Here is an 18,103-nt window from a genome sequence, read left to right as displayed (position 1 = left end):
TCGTCAGGCGCCAGCGGCGGCGCCGGGGCGCCGGCATCGCCCTGGGGCGGCTGCGGTGCAGCCGCCGCCGGCGCGGCGGCAGGCACGTCCGGCGTGGGCGCCGGCGTCGCCGGCAGGCCGTGCGCAGGCAGCGGCCAGTAGCCGAGCACTTCGAGGCTGTAGCGCGCCACGTCGAGGATGCGGTCGCGGCCGGGGCGCTGGTCGCGCAACGCCTCGAGGAAGTACTCCAGGGCGGCGAGCGCATCCGCCAGGGTGTCCATCTGGCGCCCGTTCGGCACCCGGCGCCGCTGCAGCAGTTCGGTCTCGGTGAACCGGCGGATCGCCACCAGGTAGTCCGGCGCGGCTTCGATCTCGGCGATCCGCAGCGCACCGACGACCTCGTCGACCAGGCGGGGCACGTCCTGGAGCTGCTCGTGGTCCCAGTTGGTCTCGACGAAGGCGACGAAGCACTGGCGGGCGTTCGCGAAGTTGGCGATCGCCTCCTTGATCAGCGACTCCAGCACCCGGCGCGCTTCGGCGCCCGAGGCGGTTTCCTCGTTGCCGGCGGCGCCGAGGCGCGCCACCTGGTCGTCGAGCGTCGCCTCGACGTACAGCAGGGCGCCGGCGACGTCGAGCAGGGCGCCCTCGTTCGCTTCGCGCGTCCCGCCGATGAAGTCGGCGATGGCCTGGCGCTGTTCCTGCACGACGCGGCGCGGGACGCCGAGGCCGAGCATGCCGAGGGTGTCGCCGACGCGGTCGAGCACCTCGAGCTGGGGCTCGAGCTCGGCGGGGGCGACGTCGCCTGCGCGCAGGTGCAGGTCCAGCGCGTCCTTGACCCGGAGCAGGTCGTCCTTGAGCGCGCTGGAGACGGTGTCCAGCAGCGCGCGATTGTGCCCGGCCAGGCTGCCGCGGGCGTGGTCGAGCTCCGCCTCGCTGGGCAGATAGCGCGAGAGGCCGAACACGTCGCGGATCTCGTCGATGCGCACGTGCTGCGTCGGCGCATGCGCCACGAAGTACAGCAGCTGACGGGTGAGTTCCAGCGGCGGGGCGTTGCGGAAGGCGGCGTCGCCGCCCTCGGCCAGGCGCTTGATCTCGCGCTCGACGCGGCCGAGCGCCTGCTTGAGCGCCCGCGAGGCCTCGAACGCCCCGGCGCGCAGCGCCTCGAGCGTGCCCGCGGCCACCCAGAACAGGCGGCGCGCATCCTCGGACTGGGTGATGCGGACCAGCCGCTCGCAGACCTCGGTCAGCGCCTCGATGTTCCCCGGGTTGGCGTCCTCGCGCAGCCACTGCAGCAGGGCGGCCTGGAAGCGGCCGCGCAGCGCCTCGACCTGGACCCGCAGCGGCGCGTCCGGCACCGGAGCGGCCGGACCGCGGGCGGTCTCCGGGAGCTGGCGGCTGAGGTCGGGCGAGAACAGCACCGCTTCGGAGAGCCGCTGCACGCCCCGCGCGTCGCGCAGTTCGTTCAGCAGCGGCAGCAGCACCATCGGGATGTCCCGGTGGCCGCTCTGCAGGCGCTCCAGATAGTCCGGCAACTGCATGATGCCGCGCATGAGCGCGCTGTAGCCGGCATCGCGCGAACCGGCGAACTCGCCCTGGAGGGCGATCACCAGTTGCTCCATCTCCTCGGCGACCATGGCCGCGCCGTAGAGCTCGACCATGCGCAGCGTGCCCTGCACCTGGTGCAGGTGCCCGGCGACCAGCCGCAGGCGACTGGGGTCCGCAATGCCCTCCGCCAAGCCCTCGACGTACTCCTCGAGGGCGCGCTGCGCCTGGCGGAGCGTCTCGTCGAGCTCGGGCTTGACCCAGGCCAGCGTGGTGAAATCGATGTTGTCCTGGAGCCGCATCGGCGCGTTCCGTCCCTACCGGCGTGGCGAGCGCGCGCGGTACGCGCGCGACGCCTGACTGATCAATGCTCGAACGCTGCGGGCCTTCAGCCCGGCAGCTTGAAGTCCGCGACAGAACGACGCAGGTCGTTGGCGAGCTGCGCCAGGTTGCCGATCGACTCGGCCGTCTGGCTCGCGCCCTGCGAGGTCTGCGAGGTGATCTCCTGGATCGAGTTCATGGTCGCGGTGATGTTGGTCGCCGCGGCCGACTGCTGGCGCGCCGCCGTCGAGATGTTCTGGATGAGGTCCGACAGGTCGGTCGACACCTTCTCGATCTCGCCCAGCGCGAGGCCCGCGTCCTCGGCCAGGCGCGCACCGGCGACCACCTCGGAGGTCGTCTGCTCCATGGAGCTGACCGCCTCGTTGGTGTCGGACTGAATCGTCTGGACCAGGGTCTCGATGCGGCGGGTCGCGCTCGACGAGCGTTCCGCGAGGCGCTGCACTTCGTCGGCCACGACCGCGAAGCCGCGACCGGCCTCGCCGGCCGATGCCGCCTGGATCGCCGCGTTGAGCGCGAGGATGTTGGTCTGCTCGGCGATGTCGTTGATGAGTTCGACGATCGAGCCGATCTCCTGCGAGCTCTCGCCCAGCCGCTTGATGCGCTTGGAGGTCTCCTGGATCTGGTCGCGGATGTTGTCCATGCCCTGGATCGTCTGGCGCACCACGTCGGCGCCCTTGGCGGCGATCTGCACGGAGCGCTGCGCCACGTCGGCCGACTCCGCCGAGTTCTTCGAGACCTCGTCGATCGACAGCGCGATCTCGGAGATCTTGGCGGACGACGAGCTGATCTGCTGCGCCTGGTGCTCGGCCGCCTCGGCCAGGTGCATCGCCGTGGCCTGGGTTTCCTGGGCCGCCGCCGAGACCTGCACGGAGGTTTCGTTGATGGTGCCGACCAGTCGGCGCAGCTCGTCGACGGTGAAGTTGATCGAGTCCGCGATGGCGCCGGTGTACTCCTCCGACACGGTCGCGTTGACGGTCAGGTCGCCTTCCGCGATCGGGACGATTTCGTCGAGGAGCTGCTGGATCGCCTTCTGGTTGCGCTGGTTCTGCAGCTCCGCCTCGCGGGTGCGGCGGCGCTGCTCGCCGGACAGCGCGACCAGCAGGCCGATCAGCGAGAGGATGGCGAGGCCGCCGGAGATGCCGCCGACCCAGTTGCCCGGGAACACGCGGGTGGAGGGCAGCGCGCCGATGGCGTCGAAGAGCGCGCGCGCGTCGACCAGGAGGATGTTGGAGTCCTCGGAGATCGCGTTCGCCGACTGCTGCACCTCGTAGAGCTCGACCGAGGCGTCGAGCACGTTGGCGATCTCGGCCTGCAGCTCGGTGTAGGCCGTGGTCACCGGCTCCAGCGCGGCCTGTGCGGCGGCGCTGGTCAGGCGCACGTAGTTGAGCTCGGGGTTGCCGGCCTGGAGCCCGTTGAGCACGGAGCCGAACATGGCCGCGTCGTTCTGCAGCGCGTCGCGGGCGACGATCGCGCCGGCGCCGCCGGCGCGGATCTCGGTGACGCGGCGCGACATGCGGTCGACCAGCACGAGCTGGCGCGCGGCGATGAGCACCTGGTCCGAGCTCGACCCGGCGCTCGCCATGGCGCGCACGACCTCGTCGAGGTCGGCCTGCAGGCGCGGCACGCGGGCGGTGAAGGCGTTGGCGGTCTCCGCGAGCGCGAGCACCTGCTGCTGGCCGGCGATGATCCGTTCGGAGTGCGACGACATCGGCCCCCAGGTCGCCATCAGCTTGCTGAGCGCCGTGCCGACCGCGCCGCCGGCGCTCTCGTACTCGGCGTTGAGCGCGCGCAGGTGCTCGTTGACGGCGGTGTAGGTCGCGTTGAACTCGGTGAAGGCGTCGGGATTGCCGTCGACGGCCTCCTTCGCGAACTTCGCCAGCTGCTGCGACTGCACCTGGATGTCCGCCGCGCGCGCCGCCGCATCCGACTCGCGCGCGCCGAGATACAAGGTGTAGGCGGTATTGACGCCGAAGAGGATGAGGAAGACGGCGAGCAGGCCGATCCACATCGGCACCCCGATGCCGCCGATCCGCCCGCCCGTTCCCACCGCTGCGCTGCTCATGATTCAACCCCTGGATGAAAGTCCACGATCCGCTGACGGATCAGATTCCCGCACCGGTGCGCACCCTTCGGCTCGCACCGCCCCCTGCACGGCACGCTCCGCTCAGGCCGCCGCCTGCCGGAACTCCGGCGTGCGTGCCAGCCGCGTCATGTCGAACACGCTCCAGACCTGCCCGTCGAGCAGATAGGCGCGCTCCACGAAATGGCGGTAGCGGCCCTCGACCTCCGGCGCCACGGCGTGCTCGTCGTGGAAGCCGCGCTGCCCGTAGAGCTCGTCGATCAGCACCGCCACGTCCCCGCCCGGCTGGCGCATCACCAGCACGCGCTGGCCCTCGTGCAGCACCGTCCGCTCGCCCTCGAGGAACAACTTGAGGTCCACCACCGGCAACAGCGTACCGCGCAGGTTCGCCACGCCCAGCATCCACGGCTGGGCACCCGGCACCGGCGTCACCTGCGGCATGGGCAGGATCTCGATGACCTCGTCGAAGGCCGACACCAGCCGGCGCGCGCCGATGCGGAATCCCACGCCGCGCCAGTGCCCGGGCGCGTCCGCTTCCTCCGGGAGGCCCGCCACATGCACGAGACTGCGGGCCTCGTAGGCCGCAAGGATCTCGAACGGGGACGGCCGGGCACCCACTCAGGCGGCCCCGAGGATCGTCTGGATCCGCGCGATGAGGTCGCGTTCCTCCGGCGGCTTGACTAGGTAGTCCTTCGCGCCCTGGCGGAGCCCCCAGACCTTGTCCGTCTCCATGCCCTTGGTGCTGACGATGACGACCGGAATGTGCTTGGTGTCCGGATCGCGCGTGAGCGCGCGGGTCGCCTGGAAGCCGTTCATCCCCGGCAGGATCACGTCCATGAGGATGAGGTCGGGGCGCAGCGCCCGCGCCTTCTCGATGCCGTCCTCCGCCGAGCCGGCGGATTCGACCTGGTGGCCGTTGCGGGTCAGCATCCCGATGAAGACCGCCGTATCGGTCGGCGAGTCCTCGATGAGCAGAATCCGTGCCATTTGATCCCCTTTCAGATGGCGGTGTGTGTCGGCCTCAGCCCGCGTCTGGCGCGGCTGCGACGTGCGTGCGGATGGCCGAGAGCAGTTCCTCGCGCGTGAACGGCTTGGTGAGGTACTGCTCGGAGCCCACGATGCGGCCGCGCGCCTTGTCGAACAGGCCGTCCTTCGAGGACAGCATGATCACCGGCGTGGACCGGTACATCTGGTTGTTCTTGATCAGCGCGCAGGTCTGATACCCGTCCAGCCGGGGCATCATGATGTCGACGAAGATGATCTGCGGCTGCTGGTCGGCGATCTTGGCGAGCGCCTCGAAGCCGTCGGTCGCGGTGACAACTTCGCACCCCTCCTTCTTGAGGAGCGTCTCCGCTGTCCGGCGGATGGTCTTCGAGTCGTCGATCACCATGACCCGAAGCCCGGCGAGGCTGCCGGCGCGGTTACTGTCGTCCATCGAGTTCCAATCCCCTGGATGCTGCTGCCACGTACCCCTGCAGGACGGCTGCCGCCGGTCGCGCGTAGGGCCTTTATACCGTAGCCGCTGCGGAAACTGTAGATGCGATTGCGCCCTGTGATGCACGCCACGCGGGCCGCGCCGGGCCGCTGCTACGATATCTGCGGAACGCGTCACGGATACGCCCTCTATGCCCCATGCCATCGCGGTGGTGATGGACCCGATCGGGTCGATCAGGATCGCCAAGGACACCACCTTCGCCATGCTGCTGGAGGCCCAGCGCCGGGGGCACGCGCTGCACTACGTCCTCCCGGGCAGCCTGGGCGTCTCCGGAGGGCGCGCGCACGCGACGCTCGCCCCGCTGCGGGTCGCCGACGACGCCTCGGCCTGGTTCGAGCTCGGCCCGGCGCGCCTGCGGCCGCTGGCCGACATGGCCGCGGTGCTGATGCGCAAGGACCCGCCGGTCGATGCCGAGTTCGTCTACGACACCCAGGTCCTGAGCCTGGCGCAGGACGAGGGCGTGCTGGTGGTCAACGACCCGCAGGGCCTGCGCGACCTGAACGAGAAGCTCGCCGCCCTGCTCTTCCCGCAGTGCTGTCCGCCGACCGTGGTCTCGCGCGACGCGCAGGTGCTGCGGGCCTTCGTGGCCGAGCACGGTGCCTGCATCCTGAAGCCGCTCGACGGCATGGGCGGGCGCTCGATCTTCAAGACCGCGCCCGGGGACCCGAACCTCAACGTCATCATCGAGACCCTCGCCGACGGCGGGCGCCGGCTGGCGATGGCGCAGCGCTACATCCCGGAGATCGCCGCGGGCGACAAGCGCATCCTCCTGGTCGACGGCGTGCCGGTGGACTACGCGCTGGCGCGCATCCCGCAGGGCGACGAGTTCCGCGGCAATCTCGCGGTCGGCGGCCGCGGCGTCGGGCAGCCGCTGTCCGAGCGCGACCGCTGGATCGCGGCCCAGGTCGCGCCGGAACTGCGGCGACGCGGCATGCTGTTCGTCGGGCTCGACGTCATCGGCGACTACCTGACCGAGGTCAACGTCACCAGCCCGACCTGCGTGCGCGAGCTCGATGCCCAGTTCGGGCTGAACATCTCGGCGCAGTTGTTCGACGTGATCGAGGCGCGCCTGGGCGCATGACGGCCGCTGCGGCACCCCGCGCCGGGAGCGGCGACCGCCTGGCGGCGACCCTGGCTTTCTCGGCGATCGCGCACGGCGTGATCCTGCTGGGCATCGGCTTCACGCTGGAGGACGCGGCGCCCATCGTGCCGACCCTGGACGTCATCCTGGTCCAGACCCGCGACGACACGCCGCCCGAGCGGGCCGACTTCCTGGCCCAGGCCGCCCAGCAGGGCGGCGGCGATCAGGACGAGGCGCGCCGCCCGCGCGAGCCGCAGCCCTCCTCGGTACCGCGACCGAATCCCGGCGTCGCGCCGCAGCCCATCGAGGCCCAGGCCCCGCCGCCGGAGCCCGCCGCGGTCGCCCGCGTCCTGGCGGCACCGCGCGCCGAGGAACGCGTCGCTCGCCCGCGGGAGGCCCTCGCCAGCAGCCGCCGGACACTGCCCACCGGCCGGGAACTCATCGAGGAGGACCTGGAGATGGCGCGCCTGGCGGCGGAGATCGAGCGCGAGCAGGAGCTCTACGCGCGCAAGCCGCGACGCAAGTTCGTCTCCGCGAGCACGCGCGAGTACGCCTACGCCGCCTATCTCCGCGCCTGGGTCCAGCGGGTGGAGCGCGTCGGCAATCTGAACTACCCGGACGAGGCCCGCCGCCGGGGGCTGAGCGGGCAGGTACGGGTGACCGTTGCCGTCCGCCGCGACGGCAGCGTTGAGAACATCGTCATCAACGAGTCCAGCGGCATCCGCCTGCTGGACGAATCGGTGGAGCGCATCGTGCGCCTGTCGCAGCCCTTCGAGCGCCTGCCGGCGGACGAGGACGTGGACATCCTGCACATCACGCGCACCTGGCAGTTCCTGCCGGGCGGCACCCTCCGCGACCAGTAGCGGGGCGCCCGGCCGCGCGCCGGGATCAGGCGCGGCGGGCGACCGGGAAGGTCGGCTGCAGGTGGTGGGACGGTTCGAGCAGCGCCTCCAGCACCGCCATGCGCGCGGCCACGCCGTTCGCGACCTGGTCCAGGATCACCGACTGCGCCCCGTCGGCCACCGCGTCCGCGATCTCCACGCCGCGGTTGATCGGCCCCGGATGCAGGACCACCGCACCCGGCGCCGCCCGCCGCAGCCGAGCGGGATCGAGGCCGTAGTCCCGGAAGTAGTCGTCGAGGGACGGCACCAGCCCCTCGACCATGCGCTCGCGCTGCAACCGCAGCATGAAGACCGCGTCCACGCCCTCGACCGCCTCGTCCAGGCGCGGCACCCGGACGCAGCCGTGCAGGACGTCGTCGCCCGGCAGGAGCGCGTCGGGCCCGCAGACGCGGATCTCGCCGGCGCCCAGCGTCCGCAGGGCGTGCAGGTCCGAGCGCGCCACGCGCGAATGGAGGATGTCGCCCACCATCAGCACCCGCAGCCGCGAGAAATCCGCGCCCTTGCGCTGGCGCAGGGTGAGCATGTCCAGCAGGCCCTGCGTCGGATGCGCGCGACGGCCGTCGCCCGCGTTGATCAGGGCCGCACCGCCGGCCCGGTCGGCCAGCGCGTCCACCGCGCCGTCCTGGGCGTGCCGGATCACGAAGGCGTCGACGCCCATGGCCCGCAGGGTCTTGAGCGTATCGAGGTCGGTCTCGCCCTTCTTGGTCGAGGCGCTGGCGGCGTCGAAGTTGAGCACGTCGGCCCCCAGACGCGCGGCCGCCAGCTGGAAGCTGCTGCGGGTGCGCGTGGAGGGCTCGAAGAAGAGATTGCACACCGTCTGCCCGAGCAGGCGGTTGCGCAGCGCGACCCCGGAGAAGGCCTCGTCGCGCAGCGCCTGGGCGCGGTCGAGCAGGCTCTCCAGCAACGCCCGGGGCAGGCCTTCCAGGGTGAGGAAATGGCGCAGGCCGCCGTCGGGTCGAAGCTGCAGGTCGCTCATGCGCAGGATGTGGAATCGGTAGGCAGGTCCGGCGCGCATGGTAGCCGCTCGCGGCGACGCCGCGGCGCTTCGGTTCACCCCTCGGGCGAGGGCGCCCGCTGCGCGTCGCCCGGCGCCTCGAACCAGCGCTCGACGATGACCACTGCCGCCAGCGCGTCGAGGTTCTGTGCCTGGCTGCGCCGCCGCGTGCCTGCGGCGCGGCCCGCGGCGAAACGCCGCGCCGCCTCCATCGAGCTGGAGCGCTCGTCGACGAGCCAGGTCGGCAGGCCGCTGCGCGCCTGCAGCTCGCGCGCGAAGCGCTGCGCGCGACGCCGTGCGGGCTGCTGCCCCTCCTCGTCGTCGAGGGTACGCGGATCGCCGACCACCAGCGCCTCCGGGCGCCACTCGCGGATCGAGGCCTCGATCCGGCTCCAGTCCGGCACGCCCTCGCGCACGTCGACCACGCACAGCTCCCGCGCCGAGGCCGTGAGGCCGTTGCCGACCGCGACGCCGATGCGCCGCGACCCGACGTCGAAGCCGAGCACCGTACCGCCCGACACGTCAGGCGCGGCCGGAATAGTCGGCGAGGCGCCCCAGGTCCACCCCGATGCGACCGGCGGCGGCCTGCCAGCGCGCCTCGAGCGGCGTGTCGAACAGCAGGCTGGCGTCGGCCGGCACGGTGAGCCACGCGTTCTCGGCGAGCTCCTGCTCGAGCTGGCCCGCGCCCCAGCCGGCATAGCCCAGCACCAGCAGCGAATGCGCGGGACCGTCGCCCCGGGCCATGGCCTCGAGGATGTCGCGCGAGGTGGTCACGCCGAGGCCGCCGCCGACGCGCAACGTCGACCCCCAGTCGCGGGCGTCGTCGTGCAGCACGAAGCCGCGCTCGGGCTGCACCGGCCCGCCGAGCAGGACCGGCCGCGCCGCCAGCGCAGGATCGTCGGGATGGATGCCCATCTGCCGCAGCACCTCGCCGAGGGTGAAGTCGGACAGGCGATTGACCACCAGCCCCATGGCGCCGTCCTCGTCGTGCTGCAGCAACAGCGTCACTCCGCGCGCGAAATTGGGATCATCCATGGCGGGCATGGCCACCAGCAGGTGATTGGCGAGCGAATGTTCGGGGTCCATGGGCGCATTCTAGAGCGTGTCGTGCACGCCGAGATGAAATGCGCCACCGTCGCCGGAAGGTGGGGGCGCCGCGCGACCCTGCCCTGCCCGCATCGGTTCCCGGGAAGGCACGACCTCCCGGCCGGACACCGCCTGCGCGACGCCGGCGACGGCATACTCCGCGGATGAGCGGCTATTGCGACAGCGCACCCGGCCACCCGGTGCATGCGCCCTACCACGACCTCGAATACGGCTTTCCCGTCGACGACGACCGCCAGTTGTTCGAGCGCCTCGTCCTCGAGATCAACCAGGCCGGGCTGAGCTGGCTGACCATCCTCAACAAGCGCGAGGGCTTCCGCCGCGCGTACCACGACTTCGACATCGCGCGCGTGGCGGCCTACGGGGAGGCGGACGTCGCCCGCCTGTTGAGCGATCCCGGCATCGTCCGCAACCGGCTCAAGGTGGCCGCGGCGGTGCACAACGCCGGCGTGGCGCTGGACCTGGTCGCCCGCCACGGGTCGCTGGCCGCCTGGCTCGACGCGGAGGCGGCGCGCTGCGGCGTCGACAAGGCGGCCTGGGTCCGGCTGTTCCGCCGCACCTTCCGCTTCACCGGCGGCGAGATCGTGGGCGAATTCCTGATGAGCACGGGCTACCTGCCCGGCGCCCACCGGCCGGACTGCCCGGTCCACGCGCGCATCCTCGCCTGCGATCCGGCATGGCGCCGGGCGCTGCCCGCACCCATCCCCTGAAACGACGACGCCCGGCCGGAGCCGGGCGTCGCGCACGCAGGGGCGAAAAGCGTCAGTGGGCGCCGCCGACACCGTGCGCATGGCCGTGCTGGAGCTCTTCGGCCGAGGCGGCGCGCACGTCGGTGATCTCGACCTCGAAGTGCAGGGTCTTGCCCGCGAGCGGGTGGTTGCCGTCGACGGTGACGATCCCGTCCTTCACCTCGGTGACCACGACGGAGAGCGCGCCGCCCTGGGTCTGGGCCTGGAACTGCATGCCGACCTGGACGTCCTCGACACCCTGGAAGGCCTCGCGCGGCACCTGCTGGACGAGCTGCTCGTGGCGCACGCCGTAGCCCTCCTCGGGCTTGACGTCGACCTTGAGGCGGTCGCCCGCCTTCTTGCCCTCGAGCGCGCTCTCGAGGCCCGGCACGATGTTGCCCGCGCCGTGCAGGTAGGCCAGCGGCTCGCGGCCGGACGATGTGTCGAGTACGGCGCCTGCGTCGTCGGTCAGGGTGTAGTGGAACGTGGCGACGCTGTTCTGCGCGATCTCCATGGAGTCGGCTCCTTAGAAAGTGGGTAGCGGTGAAGGGGAGTGCTGCAGAAAAGGCGTCCGTGGGACGCGCAGCGGGGATGGGTGCGCCAAGGCTAGGCGACCCGGCAGTACAGCGCAAATGAACGCGCCGGCCGGCCGTTCAGCCGACCGCCCCCGGCGTCGGCCGGAGGCGGCGGCGCAGGCGCGGCGTCAGCGGATTTCCGAGAGCTCGACGCCGTCGAGGCCCTGGCTGAGGGTGTGGGCATCGCCGCCCTGGGCGAGCTTGATCTTCAGCCGCACCTCGTTCTGGGAGTCGGCGTGGCGCAGCGCGTCCTCGTAGGAGATCTCGCCGGCCTGGTAGAGCTCGAACAACGCCTGGTCGAAGGTCTTCATGCCCAGGTTCGTCGATTCCTTCATGACGTCCTTGAGCTTGTGGATCTCGCCGTCGCGGATGTAGTCCTGCACCAGCGGCGTGCCGAGCAGGATCTCCAGCGCGACGCGCCGCCCGCGCCCGTCCGGGGTCGGGATGAGCTGCTGCGCGACCACGCCCTTGAGGTTCAGCGACAGGTCCATCAGCAGCTGGCTGCGCCGGTCCTCCGGGAAGAAGTTGATGATGCGGTCCATCGCCTGGTTGGCGTTGTTCGCATGCAGGGTGCACAGCACCAGATGGCCGGTCTCGGCGAAGGCGATGGCGTGGTCCATGCCCTCGCGCGTGCGCACCTCGCCGATCATGATGACGTCGGGCGCCTGGCGGAGGGTGTTCTTCAGCGCGGCCTCCCAGCTGTCGGTGTCGATGCCGACCTCGCGCTGGGTGACGATGCAGCCCTCGTGCTTGTGCACGAACTCGATCGGGTCCTCGATGGTGATGATGTGCCCGGTCGAATTCTGGTTGCGGTAACCGATCAGCGCCGCCATCGACGTGGACTTGCCGGTGCCGGTGGCGCCGACGAAGATCACGATGCCGCGCTTGGTCATCGCCAGGGTCTTGACCACCGGCGGCAGGTTGAGCTCCTCGATGCTCGGGATCCTGGTCTCGATCCGGCGCAGCACCATGCCGACCTGGTTGCGCTGGTAGAAGCAGCTCACGCGGAAGCGGCCCACGCCCGAGACGCCGATGGCGAACTGGCACTCGTGGGTCTTCTCGAACTCCTCGCGCTGCGCGGGGTTCATCACGCCCAGCACCAGGTCGCGGCTCTGCTGCGGCGTCAGCGGGCTCTGGGTGATCGGCGCGATCTTGCCGTGGACCTTCATGGACGGCGGCACGCCGGCGGTGATGAAGAGATCCGACGCCTTCTTGTGCGCCATCAGCTTCAGGAAGGACGAGAAATCGATCGTGCTCACGTCAGGCCTCCGGGGCCAGCGAATCCAACGTTCTACGGCCCGGCGCACCGGGCGGTCCAGCGCCGACGATACCGCCAGGGCCGCCGGCGCGCCGTGCACCGGTCCGCTATTCGAACAGGCGCTTGTCCTTCGCGTATTCCTTCGCCTGGTGGCGCGTCACCAGCCCGCGCTTGACCAGGTCCTGCAGGTGCTGATCGAGGGTCATCATGCCGGCCTGCTGGCCGGTCTGGATGGCGGAGTACATCTGCGCCACCTTGTCCTCGCGAATCAGGTTCCGGATCGCCGGGGTGCCGACCATGATCTCCCACGCGGCGGTACGGCCGCCGCCCACCTTCTTCAGCAGGGCCTGCGAGATCACCGCGCGCAGCGACTCCGACAGCATCGAGCGCACCATCGGCTTCTCGCCGGCGGGGAACACGTCGATGATGCGGTCGATGGTCTTGGCGGCCGAGCTGGTGTGCAGGGTGCCGAACACCAGGTGGCCGGTCTCCGCGGCGGTCAGCGCCAGGCGGATGGTCTCCAGGTCGCGCATTTCGCCGACCAGCACGTAGTCGGGGTCCTCGCGCAGCGCCGAGCGCAGGGCCTCGTTGAAGCCGTGCGTGTCGCGGTGGATCTCGCGCTGGTTGATCAGGCACTTCTGCGAGGTGTGCACGAACTCGATCGGGTCCTCGACGGTGAGGATGTGCCCGTACTGAGTCTTGTTGATGTAGTCGATCATCGCCGCGAGCGTGGTCGACTTGCCCGAGCCCGTGGGGCCGGTCACCAGGATCAGGCCCTGCGGCTGTTCGATGAGCTCGCGGAAGATCGGCGGCGTGGCCAGGTCCTCGAGCGTGAGGACCTCGGAGGGAATGGTGCGGAACACCGCGCCCGCGCCGCGGTTCTGGTTGAAGGCGTTGACGCGGAAGCGCGCCATGCCCGGGATCTCGAACGAGAAGTCGACCTCGAGGAACTCCTCGTAGTCGCGGCGCTGCTTGTCCGACATGATGTCGTAGACCAGCGCGTGCACCTGCTTGTGGTCGAGCGCCGGGATGTTGATGCGGCGCACGTCGCCATCGACGCGGATCAGCGGCGGCAGCCCGGCGGACAGGTGCAGGTCGGACGCCCGGTTCTTGACCGAGAAGGCCAGCAGTTCAGCGATATCCATGCGCGCTCCCCTTGCGCCTCGAGTTGGTACAGCGGCGATTCCCCGCGGCAGTATATCCGTTCCCCATCGGCCGCGAACGCCCTCGCGGCGGCCCTACTCCGCACAGGAACGCATGCCCACGCCGACCGCCCACGACGAGGTTCTCCAGCGCATCCGGGCCGCGGCGGCGGGCCGTCCCGTGGAGCTGCTGGCCGTGTCCAAGACCCGCAGCGCCGAGGAGGTGGTCGCCTTGGCGCGGCGGGGGCAGCGGCGGTTCGGCGAGAACTACGTCCAGGAAGCGGTGGCCAAGCGCCGCGCCGTCGCCGCACTGGCGCCCGACCTCGACCTGGAGTGGCACCTGATCGGCCGCCTGCAGACCAACAAGGCGCGCGATGCCGCAGGCTTCGACTGGGTCGAGGCGGTCGATCGCCCCCGCCTCGCGGACGCACTGGCGGCAGCGCGCCCGGAAGGCCGGCCTCCGCTGAACGTCCTGATCCAGGTGAACCCCGACGGCGAGCCCGGCAAGGCCGGGTGCGCGCCCGACGAGCTCGACGCGCTCGCCGCCCACGTCGCCGCCCTGCCCCGCCTGCGCCTGCGCGGGCTGATGGCGATTCCGGCGCCTGCGGAGGACATGCGCGTGCGCGCCGCGAGCTTCCGGACCCTGGCCGGGCTCTTCGAGCGGCTGCGCGGACGCCACCCCGACATCGACACGCTCTCGATGGGCATGAGCGACGACTTCGAGACCGCCATCGCCGAGGGCGCGACCCGCGTCCGCATCGGCACCGCCCTGTTCGGGCCGCGCCCGCCGCGGCCTTCTCCCGAGGACGCCCACGCATGAGCCCCACGCCCCCCGCCCTCCCCCGCAGCGTCGCCTTCGTCGGCGGCGGCAACATGGCCCGCAGTCTGATCGGCGGCCTCGTCGGCCGGCTGGCTCCTTCGGCCATCCGCGTCGCCGATCCCTCGCCGACGACCCGCGGCGCGCTGGCCGAGGACTTCGGCGTCGTCGTCCACGAGGACAACGCGGCCGCCGCTGGCGATGCGGAGGCATGGGTGCTGGCGGTCAAGCCGCAGGCGATGCGCGCGGTCTGCGAGGGGCTGCGCGCGCAGGCCGCGGCGACGCGGCCGCTGGTGGTCTCGGTCGCGGCCGGCATCACCACAGCCCGGCTGGACCGCTGGCTCGGCGGCGGCCAGCGCATCGTGCGGGTGATGCCCAACACCCCTGCGCTGCTGGGTGCGGGCGCCAGCGGGCTGTACGCGACGCCGGAGGTCGACGCGGCCGGCCGCGGTCAGGCCGAGGCGCTGATGGCGGCGACCGGGCGCATCGCATGGGTCCCGGACGAGGCGCAGATGGATGCGGTCACGGCGGTCAGCGGCAGCGGCCCGGCCTACTTCTTCCTCCTCGCCGAAGCCATGACGGACGCCGGCATCGCCGAAGGCCTCGACCCGGAGACGGCGCGCGCCCTGGTCGTGCAGACGGCCCTGGGCGCGGCACGCATGCTGGCGGAGTCGGGCGAGACGGCGGCGACCCTGCGCGAGCGCGTCACCTCGCCCAACGGCACCACGCAGGCCGCGCTCGAGGCCTTCGAGCGCGGCGGGTTCCGTGACCTCGTCCGTGCGGCGGTGGGCGCGGCGGCCCGGCGCGGCGGCGAACTGGCCGCCGCCAACGACTGAGCCGGCGCGTCAGCCGGCGATGTAGCGCTGCAGCGCGTCGATCTGCAGCTGCTGGTCCTCGATCACGCTCTTGACCAGGTCGCCGATCGAGACGATGCCGACCACCGTGTCGCCTTCCAAGACCGGGAGGTGCCGGAAGCGTCCCTCGGTCATCAGGTGCATGCAGTGGGCGACGGTGGCGTCGGGCCCGACGGTCCGCACCGGCGCGGTCATGATCTCGGTGACGGGGGTGTCGTGCGAGCTGCGGCCCTGGAGCACCACCTTGCGCGCGTAGTCGCGCTCGGAGGCGATGCCGACGAGCCTGCCGCCGGCCATCACCAGCACCGCACCGACGTGCCGTTCCGCCATGCAGCGGATGGCCTGCAGCACCGGCGCCTCGGGCGCCACCCAGGCCAGCTCGGGGTTCTTGCCATCCAGGATCTGGCGGACGGTACGCATAGGGCCTCCTGCTCCCATGGATGCGCCCGATCCTACTCCTCGCCGGGCGTCAGCGGCGCTGCGGCGCAGCAGGCTCCGACGGCGCCGACGGGCGCCAGGCGTCGACCAGGTACAGCGGGCGCTGCTTGGCCTCGTCGTAGAGCCGCCCGAGGTACTCGCCGATGACGCCGAGCGCCATCAGTTGCACCCCGCCCAGGAACAGGATCACGGCCATCATCGTCGGCCAGCCCTGCACCGGATCCCCGAACAGCAGGGCCTTGACCACGACGAAGCAGGCGAACACGAAGGCCGACAGCGCGGTGGCGATGCCGAGGTAGGTCGCCACCCGCAGCGGTGCCGTGGAGAAGCTGGTGATGCCCTCCAGCGCGAAATTCCAGAGGCGCCAGTAGTTGAACTTGGAATTTCCTGCGAGCCGCGGCGCCCGCTCGTAGGGCACCGCGCACTGCCGGTAGCCCACCCAGGTGAACAGCCCCTTCATGAAGCGGTTGCGCTCGCGCACCTGGCGCAGGGCGTCCACCGCGCGCCGCGACAGCAACCGGAAGTCGCCGGTATCGCGCGGGATCGGCGTGTGCGAGAGCCGGCCGATGACCCGATAGAAGAGGTAGGCGCTGCCGCGCTTCATCCAGGTCTCGCCCTCGCGCTGGAGGCGCGTGCCGTAGACCACGTCGTAGCCCTCGCGCCAGCGCGCGACGAAGGCCTCCAGGAGTTCCGGTGGGTCCTGGCCGTCCGCGTCCATCACCACCACGGCATCGGCATCGACGTGATCGAGGCCGGCGGTCAGCGCGAGCTCCTTGCCGAAGTTCCGCGACAGCCGCAGCAGCGCGACCCGCGGATCGGCGGCGGCGATGGCCTGCAGCGCCCGCCAGGTGCCGTCGTGGCTGCCGTCGTCGACGTAGAGGACGTGCCCGTCGAGCCCCTCCAGCCGGTCGAGCGCGGCCCGGATCCGGGGATGCAGGGCCGGCAGGGCCTCCTGCTCGTTGTAGGCGGCGACGAGGACGGTCAGGCGGTCGGGCATCCGTGGATGGTAAGCCGCCCGGGCGGGCTCGGCAGCGCTCATGGTGCGCAGCAGCCGTCGAGATAGGCCGGGCCGCCGAGCTGGCGCATCTGGCGCTGGATCCATGCCGTACGCCGCTGGACGTAGGGCCCCGGCGCCTCGACCGACCAGCGGCGGGGACTCGGCAGCACCGCCGCCAGGCGCGCTGCCTCCCCCTCGCCCAGGGCGGCGGCCGACTTGCCGAAATAGCGCTGCGCCGCGGCCTCGGCGCCGTAGATGCCGTCGCCGAACTCGGCGATGTTGACGTACACCTCGAGGATGCGGCGCTTCGGCCAGAGCGCCTCGATCAGGAAGGTGTACCAGGCCTCCAGCCCCTTGCGCAGCCAGCTGCGGCCACTCCATAGATACAGGTTCCGCGCGACCTGCTGGGAGATCGTGCTGGCGCCGCGCAGCGCCCCGCCGTCCTCGTTGCTGTCCAGCGCGGCACGGATGGCGTCGAGGTCGAACCCGCGATGGTCCGGGAAGCGCTGATCCTCCGCTGCGACGACCGCCAGCGGCAACGCCGGCGCCACGGCCTCGAGGGGAACCCACCGGAAGTCCACGCGCGGCTGGCCCGCCGCCGGCGGCGGGGCCGCGAGGCGCGCCAGCATGTAGGCGCTCGTCGGGGGATCGATCCAGCGCAGCGCCAGCACCTGCAGGATGCTGAGCAGCAGCCCCATGCCCACTGCCAGCACGGGCACGCGCCACAGCCGGCGCAGCCACCGGCGCTTGCGCCGGGCCTCAGTCGTACCCATACCGTCCCTTCGTCACGTCAACCGGCCCCTGCGCTCCGACATCACCATGAACCACGCGCCATCTTCGCCCGCCGACCCCGATCGCCTCCACCGCTTCCTGCTCGACAAGGCCGGCGTGCGCGGCATCCTCGTCCGTCTCGACGACGCCTGGACCCGCATCCGGGAGACCTCCGACTATCCCGGTCCGGTCGCCGAACGGCTGGGCGAGGCCTGCGTCGCCGCCGCCCTCTTCACCGGACACGCGAAGGTGGACGGTCGCCTCAGCATCCAGCTCAAGGGCACGGGTCCCCTGCGCACCCTGTTCGCGGAATGCACGGCGGAGGGCACGCTGCGCGGCATCGCGCACCACGCCGACACGGTTCCCGACCCGCTCACGCCCCGCCAGCTCGGCCAGGGCTCGCTGATGGCGATCACCATCGAGAACCACCCGCCCGGCGCGCGCGACGTCCAGCGCTACCAGGGGCTGGTCGACCTCGACGCGGACAGCTTCATGGAGGCCTTCGAGGGCTATTTCGACCGCTCGGAACAGTTGCCGACGCGGCTGAGGCTCGTCTCCTCCGACGGCCGCGCCGCCGGCCTCATGCTCCAGCAGCTCCCGGGCGACGTCGGCGATGCCGACGGCTGGACGCGCGCGCAGGCCCTGTTCGAGACGCTGACCGACGAAGAACTCCTTCGGCTCCCCGCGCACGACCTGCTGTGGCGGCTCTTCAACGAGGAGGATGTACGCGTCCTCGGCGACTCGGCGTTGCGCTTCCGGTGTTCCTGCTCCCGCGAGCGGGTCGCGGCGATGCTCGAAGGCCTCGGCAGGGAGGAGGCGCGCGCCGCCACCGCGACCGGGATCGCCGAGGTGCGCTGCGAGTTCTGCGGCACGGCCTACACCTTCACCCCCGACGAGATCGAAGCCCTTTTCGACCGCCCGCTCACCGGCGAAGGGTCGGACCGGCTGCAGTGACTTCACTTGTTAACAACATGTAAATCGGGTAGCGTGGATCCATCGGGGAA

The 18,103-nt window shown here is 71.5% G+C and carries 20 protein-coding genes; 6 read left to right on the top strand and 14 right to left on the bottom strand.

What is annotated here, in order from left to right; translation table 11 throughout:
* The 5 genes from ACFO3Q_RS06000 to ACFO3Q_RS05980 all read right to left on the bottom strand — a co-directional run.
* On the bottom strand, positions 1–1,823 hold a 1,823-nt coding region (locus ACFO3Q_RS06000), incomplete at its 3' end, for an Hpt domain-containing protein (RefSeq protein ID WP_377003729.1).
* Positions 1,824–1,909: 86 nt separating this feature from the next.
* Complete coding sequence (locus tag ACFO3Q_RS05995; RefSeq protein WP_377003728.1) at positions 1,910–3,925, bottom strand: methyl-accepting chemotaxis protein; 2,016 nt, start codon at positions 3,923–3,925, stop codon at positions 1,910–1,912.
* A 102-nt stretch (positions 3,926–4,027) separates the two neighbouring features.
* Entirely contained in the window at positions 4,028–4,561 is a 534-nt protein-coding gene (locus tag ACFO3Q_RS05990) for a chemotaxis protein CheW (RefSeq protein WP_377003727.1), read from the bottom strand.
* Positions 4,562–4,930, bottom strand: a complete 369-nt coding sequence (locus ACFO3Q_RS05985; protein WP_377003726.1) for a response regulator transcription factor — start codon at positions 4,928–4,930, stop codon at positions 4,562–4,564.
* A gap of 34 nt (positions 4,931–4,964) precedes the next feature.
* Positions 4,965–5,378 carry a response regulator gene (locus tag ACFO3Q_RS05980; RefSeq protein ID WP_377003725.1) on the bottom strand — a complete coding sequence of 138 codons (414 nt, stop codon included), beginning with the start codon at positions 5,376–5,378 and terminating at the stop codon, positions 4,965–4,967.
* Positions 5,379–5,568: 190 nt separating this feature from the next.
* Between ACFO3Q_RS05980 and gshB the strand changes: the two genes are divergently transcribed.
* Together gshB and ACFO3Q_RS05970 are read left to right on the top strand one after the other, a co-directional pair.
* Entirely contained in the window at positions 5,569–6,519 is a 951-nt protein-coding gene (gene gshB / locus ACFO3Q_RS05975; RefSeq protein ID WP_377003724.1) for a glutathione synthase, read from the top strand.
* Positions 6,516–7,382, top strand: a complete 867-nt coding sequence (locus ACFO3Q_RS05970) for an energy transducer TonB (RefSeq protein WP_377003723.1) — start codon at positions 6,516–6,518, stop codon at positions 7,380–7,382. Before gshB ends, ACFO3Q_RS05970 begins: the two co-directional genes overlap by 4 nt.
* A gap of 25 nt (positions 7,383–7,407) precedes the next feature.
* Here the strand turns inward: ACFO3Q_RS05970 and ACFO3Q_RS05965 are convergent, their stop codons facing one another.
* From ACFO3Q_RS05965 to ACFO3Q_RS05955, 3 genes are all read right to left on the bottom strand, one after another.
* A complete protein-coding gene (locus ACFO3Q_RS05965; protein ID WP_377003731.1) occupies positions 7,408–8,397 on the bottom strand; it encodes an aspartate carbamoyltransferase catalytic subunit in 990 nt (329 codons plus the stop codon).
* 74 nt (positions 8,398–8,471) lie between these two features.
* A complete protein-coding gene (gene ruvX, locus ACFO3Q_RS05960) occupies positions 8,472–8,936 on the bottom strand; it encodes a Holliday junction resolvase RuvX (RefSeq protein ID WP_377003722.1) in 465 nt (154 codons plus the stop codon).
* Between the two features lies 1 nt (position 8,937).
* Entirely contained in the window at positions 8,938–9,501 is a 564-nt protein-coding gene (locus ACFO3Q_RS05955) for a YqgE/AlgH family protein (protein ID WP_377003721.1), read from the bottom strand.
* Between the two features lie 164 nt (positions 9,502–9,665).
* Here ACFO3Q_RS05955 and ACFO3Q_RS05950 point away from each other — a divergent pair, with 164 nt between their 5' ends.
* Positions 9,666–10,229: a DNA-3-methyladenine glycosylase I gene (locus tag ACFO3Q_RS05950; protein WP_377003720.1), complete on the top strand. Its 564-nt coding sequence runs from the start codon at positions 9,666–9,668 to the stop codon at positions 10,227–10,229.
* A 52-nt stretch (positions 10,230–10,281) separates the two neighbouring features.
* Here the strand turns inward: ACFO3Q_RS05950 and ACFO3Q_RS05945 are convergent, their stop codons facing one another.
* From ACFO3Q_RS05945 to ACFO3Q_RS05935, 3 genes are all read right to left on the bottom strand, one after another.
* Positions 10,282–10,761 (bottom strand): FKBP-type peptidyl-prolyl cis-trans isomerase, encoded by a 480-nt coding sequence (locus ACFO3Q_RS05945; RefSeq protein ID WP_377003719.1) that lies wholly within the window; start codon positions 10,759–10,761, stop codon positions 10,282–10,284.
* Positions 10,762–10,950: 189 nt separating this feature from the next.
* A complete protein-coding gene (locus ACFO3Q_RS05940) occupies positions 10,951–12,081 on the bottom strand; it encodes a PilT/PilU family type 4a pilus ATPase (RefSeq protein ID WP_377003718.1) in 1,131 nt (376 codons plus the stop codon).
* Between the two features lie 106 nt (positions 12,082–12,187).
* Positions 12,188–13,225 carry a type IV pilus twitching motility protein PilT gene (locus tag ACFO3Q_RS05935; protein ID WP_377003717.1) on the bottom strand — a complete coding sequence of 346 codons (1,038 nt, stop codon included), beginning with the start codon at positions 13,223–13,225 and terminating at the stop codon, positions 12,188–12,190.
* A gap of 112 nt (positions 13,226–13,337) precedes the next feature.
* Here ACFO3Q_RS05935 and ACFO3Q_RS05930 point away from each other — a divergent pair, with 112 nt between their 5' ends.
* Together ACFO3Q_RS05930 and proC are read left to right on the top strand one after the other, a co-directional pair.
* Complete coding sequence (locus ACFO3Q_RS05930; RefSeq protein WP_377003716.1) at positions 13,338–14,042, top strand: YggS family pyridoxal phosphate-dependent enzyme; 705 nt, start codon at positions 13,338–13,340, stop codon at positions 14,040–14,042.
* Positions 14,039–14,875, top strand: a complete 837-nt coding sequence (gene proC, locus ACFO3Q_RS05925; protein ID WP_377003715.1) for a pyrroline-5-carboxylate reductase — start codon at positions 14,039–14,041, stop codon at positions 14,873–14,875. Before ACFO3Q_RS05930 ends, proC begins: the two co-directional genes overlap by 4 nt.
* 9 nt (positions 14,876–14,884) lie before the next feature.
* On the opposite strand, the gene ACFO3Q_RS05920 is transcribed toward proC, so the two are convergent.
* The 3 genes from ACFO3Q_RS05920 to mtgA are packed head-to-tail and all read right to left on the bottom strand — an operon-like array spanning position 14,885 to position 17,101.
* A complete protein-coding gene (locus ACFO3Q_RS05920) occupies positions 14,885–15,313 on the bottom strand; it encodes a CBS domain-containing protein (RefSeq protein WP_377003714.1) in 429 nt (142 codons plus the stop codon).
* A 49-nt stretch (positions 15,314–15,362) separates the two neighbouring features.
* Entirely contained in the window at positions 15,363–16,328 is a 966-nt protein-coding gene (locus tag ACFO3Q_RS05915; protein WP_377003713.1) for a glycosyltransferase family 2 protein, read from the bottom strand.
* A gap of 38 nt (positions 16,329–16,366) precedes the next feature.
* Positions 16,367–17,101: a monofunctional biosynthetic peptidoglycan transglycosylase gene (gene mtgA / locus ACFO3Q_RS05910; RefSeq protein ID WP_377003712.1), complete on the bottom strand. Its 735-nt coding sequence runs from the start codon at positions 17,099–17,101 to the stop codon at positions 16,367–16,369.
* Between the two features lie 46 nt (positions 17,102–17,147).
* On the opposite strand from mtgA, the gene hslO reads away from it, so the two are divergent.
* Positions 17,148–18,053 (top strand): Hsp33 family molecular chaperone HslO, encoded by a 906-nt coding sequence (gene hslO / locus ACFO3Q_RS05905; protein ID WP_377003711.1) that lies wholly within the window; start codon positions 17,148–17,150, stop codon positions 18,051–18,053.
* Positions 18,054–18,103 lie beyond the last annotated feature (50 nt).

Origin of the sequence: Coralloluteibacterium thermophilum, from assembly GCF_042654365.1 — a bacterium.
Classification (GTDB): domain Bacteria; phylum Pseudomonadota; class Gammaproteobacteria; order Xanthomonadales; family Xanthomonadaceae; genus Coralloluteibacterium; species Coralloluteibacterium thermophilum.
This window is presented reverse-complemented; position numbering and strand designations above follow the sequence as displayed.